Raw genomic sequence first — 4,673 nt, forward strand, 5'->3', positions numbered from 1 at the left:
GCTAGAGGTTGTTGATCTTTGTATGAAAAGCAGCCGGCATAGCAACGAGGTATAATTGTTTCGCCAAAAATAATTAACCGTAATGTTGCTATGCCAAGAACGATGTTAACAGATGATGCGTGGGAAATCCTAAAAGTACTGCTAAAGGAGAGTGGCAGAGTCTATAACAAATATGAGCACCGAAATACCCTGGAGGGCATACTTTACCGAATGCGTACCGGCATTCAGTGGCGGGATTTGCCATCTGAATTTGGTCTCTGGAATACGGTCTACCGACGATTTAATTTATGGTCGAAGAAAGGCATATTGCAAAAGTTATTTGAAAGCTTAGCCTCCGAGGGTGACCCAGAATGGTTGTTTCTTGATGGTAGTATAGTTAAAGCGCATCAGGATAGTAGCGGTGCAGCGGGTAAACAAGATGAGGCCATCGGAAAAAGTCGAGGTGGTAACTCAACGAAAATTCACCTTGCGGTAGATAGCGGTGGCCTGCCCGTTTATTTTGAACTATCCGGTGGTCAAGTGAACGACATCGTACATGCACAAAGTCTGATAATAAACTCCCCACAAGCCGATATTGTTTGTGCTGATAAAGGCTATGACAGTGAAGCTTTTAGAGCTTACGTAGAAGAAAGTGGAGCAGATGCCAATATTCCACGCAAACGAAATAACAAATTAGGTAATGACGATATGGACTGGTGCCTGTATCGATATAGGCATCTTGTTGAAAACGCGTTTTTGAGGATAAAAAGGTACCGGGCAATATCAACAAGATACGACAAGCTAGCTCGAAACTATAGCAGTACAGTCGCATTGGCATTCATGATGATGTGGCTACCAATGTACTGCTGAACAAATAATGTTCAAAGATCAACAGCCTCTAGGGTTTGACTCATTACACGCCTACATCAGCTACACCCTGGAAACCCAGGACGGCGAGAGTGAGAAACTCAACTTACTCGATGCGCTAACCACTAATAAAACCGACTTTTACCGCGAGCCGGAACATTTCACTTTTTTACGTGAATTTTTGTTGCGTAATCAACACCGATTGCAACAACCTGTGAGGATCTGGAGCGCTGGCTGTTCAGCCGGGCATGAGCCTTACACCCTGGCCATGGAGATGCTGGAACTGCAGCAACAATGGCAAAATCTGCGCTTTGAAATCTGGGCAACTGATATCTCGGTAACCTGTTTAAAGCAGGCCAAGCGAGGGGTTTACCCACATGATGTAATTACTCCGGTGCCGATGGCGCTGCGTAAAAAATACTTGCTCAGAGCCCGCAACAAACATGATAACCGGGTGTGTATGGCTCCTGAGGTGACGCGTCAAATCAGCTTTGCGTTTTTTAATCTACTTGATGATGACTTTGGTCCTTTGCGTCAGCGTTTTGATGTGATTTTTTGCCGCAATGTGATGATTTACTTTTGTGACAACGACCGTCAGTATCTCACCGACAGGTTCCACAGCGCCCTGAAACCCAATGGCGTGCTGTGTATTGGCCATTCAGAAGCCTTATTAGATGCCAACACCCGGTTTGATAAATGCCAGCCCACTATCTACCAGAGCCGAACACAATGAATAAGGTAAAAGTTTTAATCGTTGATGACTCTGCGCTAGTCAGACAAGCCCTGAAAGAAGTGATCAGTTCTGATCCGCAACTCGAGGTGATTGCCACCGCTGCCGATCCTTTCTCGGCAGTTGAGAAAATGAAACAACAAAAGCCCGACGTGATCACCCTCGATGTGGAAATGCCCCGTATGGATGGAGTCACGTTTCTGCATAAGATAATGGAGCAACATCCGGTACCAGTAGTTATTTGTTCTTCGCTGGTGGGAGAGGGAACGCAAACGCACATTAAGGCACTGGAAGCCGGGGCGGTCGATATTATCGTTAAGCCGACGCTGGGCACCCGAAAATTCCTTGAAGAGTCCAAGGTGAGAATTTGCGATGCGGTGAAAGGCGCGGCCAGAGCGCGACTCAAAAAGCTAACCAAACAGGGAGCTGTTCCGGCTAAAAAACTCAACGCCGATTCAGTGATTGCGCCAAAAAGCTCGTCCTCGATGGTGGAAACCACTGAGAAAGTGATTGTGATTGGCGCTTCCACAGGCGGTACTGAAGCGATCAGAGTTGTGTTACAGACTATGCCGTTGGGCTGTCCGGGGATTGTTATTGTTCAGCATATGCCCGAAGGCTTCACGCGCTCATTTGCTAAACGCTTAAATGGCCTGTGCAGCATAGAAGTAAAGGAAGCCCAAAATGGCGATGCCGTGCTGCGAGGACAGGCACTGATTGCTCCCGGGAATAAACATACGCTACTAAAACGCAGTGGCGCACGCTATTACGTGGAAGTGAAGGATGGTCCACTGGTCTCCCGGCATCGGCCATCGGTTGATGTGCTGTTCCGCTCTACCGCCAAATACGCTGGCAGGAATGCCATTGCAACTATCCTCACTGGCATGGGGGATGACGGCGCCAATGGCATGGTTGAAATGAAAGAAGCGGGCGCCTGGACCTGCGCCCAGGACGAAGAAACCTGTGTGGTATATGGCATGCCGAAAGAAGCCTACGAGCGAGGCGGTACCGACTTACTACTGCCGCTTAACAACATCGGTGCGCGACTACTGCGGGCGGTGTAATGCCGCCACGCAAGAAAGTCCATTTACATGCCGGGGATTACTGCTTTGGTGAGGCAAATTTAGAGTTGCATACACTGCTCGGCTCCTGTGTGTCAGTAACTCTCTGGCATCCAGAGCTTAAGATCGGTGGAATGTGCCATTTTGCGTTACCGGTCAGAAAAGATGAACCTGGTGACAAGCTGAATCCTCGATATGGGAGTGACTGTTTTGGATTATTCCAGCGTTCCGTGGCCCGTTACCAGATCCCGCTAAGCGAGTTTGAAGCTAAGATATTTGGTGGCGGTAATATTCTGAACAACACCTCTTCAAAGGCTTTTGCATCGGTGCAAAAAACTCCGGTCGGCGATAAAAACGTACAGGTGGCGTTCGAGTTTCTGATGGCTAACAATATAGAAATGAAAGTGGCACACGTCGGCGAGTCGGGCTACCGCAAAATTATTTTCGATGTTGCCTCTGGTGATGTATGGGTAAAATTCACTCCTGTTGAAAACGTCGGCGACCAGAACAGCTTAACCGGTAAAACCTAAGCTGCAGGCCACAAACTGTTGAGTATTAAAGCAGTTAACCACAGATATCGTAATATAGCATTGCATTCGATAAAAAAATGAGTACACTTAGCGGCTCTTTCGGTCGGTGTGTAGCGCAGCCTGGTAGCGCACTGTCATGGGGTGTCAGGGGTCGGAGGTTCAAATCCTCTCACACCGACCAATCTCTCCTATTTTTCAATGACTTACCCTAATCATTGATTGCTCTTGAAAAGAGCGTCCCAAAACTGTCCCATAATTGTCACAATATACAGTAGTCGTTAGTCTTGCAATTCACATCATTGCTTTCTTGGTTCAACATGCAATCCAATAGGCCTATTGTGTAGGTATTCGAGATGTATGCAGGTCTGAAATAGCAAAGTTCTCCTGGTACGAAACTAGTTATCTCTGAGGTTTACCAACTGAGGACTTAACTATGACTAAGAAGACAAATAGCACTGATCTGCAAATCACGTTTATACATCAATTCAAACGCAGTACGCGTACCGAATGGCCTGACAAATTCCGTGTTTGCTGGTATTTCAATCCAGAAACTCTGGACTATATCTACGAACATAAGAATGAAATGTTTGTCACCAATGGATTTGTTCTGTCTGATGGGCTGAAGGAGCAACTACCTGAAGAGTTCAGGAAGAAGTATTTCGAGCCAGGTGAGAGATGCTTATTGTTTCTGCTTTTCGAACTTCAAATCACTAACTTTATTAATTCTGAAGCGGTGGACGAATACGAGTTTGAGAATGTGTTCGGGCTTTCGAAGCGCCGCTACTTTTCAGTGGAAGCTATTGATGAATGGACTGAACAGATCGAAAAACTCTGAGGGCTGCTTTGCAGCCCTTTTTACATACTTAGATTTATTGATATGATTACATTGTTAGCATGGGAAATACTATAGTAAAAAGTAACTTGTATCATAAGAGCTAAAATTAATAATGAGCACATGTCAACTTTAACTAAATTGTTAGTGTTTTAGTGGACAGTTTCCCCACCATCTCTGCAAACATCAGCAAAGTCAGTATCAATGACTACTTTCTACAAATTCTAAATTGTATTGCCCAGCATAGCTTGTACCGATAACTCTTAGGGTATATTTTCCTGGTGATGTTACACGCACTCCCCAGTCTAATTTGTTACTCGTTCTATGAGTTTCAGAGAATAAGCGATTACCAGCGTCATCGAGAAATTCAAGCCTTATATCTACGCTATCTCGTTGTGGTTGTCCGATTATACGGTATGCAGTATTGCCACGAGCGAGAATTTTGTAGTCAGCAAAAGTCCCTTTGGAAATAAAGCCGCGGACAGAATCATTAGTGCCAACAATATTGCTGGGAGAAGTAAGCTCTTCAGGAGTCGCAATAGTTTTGACATCAAGCGAGTATTGTCCGGCATAGCTTGTACCGATAACTCTCAAGGTATATTCTCCTGGCGATGTTACACCGACTCCCCAGTCTAATTTGTTACTCGTTCTATGAGTTTCAGAGAATAAGCGATTAC

Annotated in this window: 6 protein-coding genes and 1 tRNA gene; 6 read left to right on the top strand and 1 reads right to left on the bottom strand. The window is 45.6% G+C overall.

Features of this window, described 5'->3' with window-relative positions; translation table 11 throughout:
• Nucleotides 1-90 precede the first annotated feature (90 nt).
• From D9T21_RS16055 to D9T21_RS16080, 6 genes are all read left to right on the top strand, one after another.
• Nucleotides 91-849: an IS5 family transposase gene (locus D9T21_RS16055; protein WP_123325976.1), complete on the top strand. Its 759-nt coding sequence runs from the start codon at nucleotides 91-93 to the stop codon at nucleotides 847-849.
• A gap of 7 nt (nucleotides 850-856) precedes the next feature.
• The gene (locus D9T21_RS16060; protein WP_123325978.1) at nucleotides 857-1,579 is read left to right on the top strand and encodes a CheR family methyltransferase; all 723 of its coding nucleotides are present in this window, start codon (nucleotides 857-859) and stop codon (nucleotides 1,577-1,579) included.
• On the top strand, nucleotides 1,576-2,637 hold the full coding sequence (locus tag D9T21_RS16065) for a protein-glutamate methylesterase/protein-glutamine glutaminase (protein ID WP_123325980.1): 1,062 nt from the start codon (nucleotides 1,576-1,578) through the stop codon (nucleotides 2,635-2,637). The genes D9T21_RS16060 and D9T21_RS16065 overlap by 4 nt, the downstream gene beginning before the upstream one ends.
• The gene (locus D9T21_RS16070; protein ID WP_123325982.1) at nucleotides 2,637-3,164 is read left to right on the top strand and encodes a chemotaxis protein CheD; all 528 of its coding nucleotides are present in this window, start codon (nucleotides 2,637-2,639) and stop codon (nucleotides 3,162-3,164) included. Before D9T21_RS16065 ends, D9T21_RS16070 begins: the two co-directional genes overlap by 1 nt.
• A gap of 104 nt (nucleotides 3,165-3,268) precedes the next feature.
• Nucleotides 3,269-3,345: transfer RNA gene (locus D9T21_RS16075), tRNA-Pro, on the top strand.
• A gap of 252 nt (nucleotides 3,346-3,597) precedes the next feature.
• Nucleotides 3,598-3,999 (top strand): hypothetical protein, encoded by a 402-nt coding sequence (locus D9T21_RS16080; protein WP_123325984.1) that lies wholly within the window; start codon nucleotides 3,598-3,600, stop codon nucleotides 3,997-3,999.
• A gap of 198 nt (nucleotides 4,000-4,197) precedes the next feature.
• Here D9T21_RS16080 and D9T21_RS16085 read toward each other — a convergent pair.
• The coding region (locus D9T21_RS16085; RefSeq protein ID WP_206427288.1) for a hypothetical protein at nucleotides 4,198-4,673 on the bottom strand (476 nt) is incomplete at its 5' end.

Origin of the sequence: Marisediminitalea oceani, assembly GCF_003731635.1 — a bacterium.
GTDB classification, from domain to species: Bacteria; Pseudomonadota; Gammaproteobacteria; order Enterobacterales; family Alteromonadaceae; genus Alteromonas; species Alteromonas oceani.

Bases quoted from the DNA above. Each gene is read 5' to 3' on its own strand.
- D9T21_RS16065 (WP_123325980.1), top strand. From the start codon at position 1,576: ATGAATAAGGTAAAAGTTTTAATCGTTGATGACTCTGCGCTAGTCAGA.
- D9T21_RS16055 (WP_123325976.1), top strand. From the start codon at position 91: ATGCCAAGAACGATGTTAACAGATGATGCGTGGGAAATCCTAAAAGTA.
- D9T21_RS16070 (WP_123325982.1), top strand. From the start codon at position 2,637: ATGCCGCCACGCAAGAAAGTCCATTTACATGCCGGGGATTACTGCTTT.
- D9T21_RS16080 (WP_123325984.1), top strand. From the start codon at position 3,598: ATGACTAAGAAGACAAATAGCACTGATCTGCAAATCACGTTTATACAT.
- D9T21_RS16060 (WP_123325978.1), top strand. From the start codon at position 857: ATGTTCAAAGATCAACAGCCTCTAGGGTTTGACTCATTACACGCCTAC.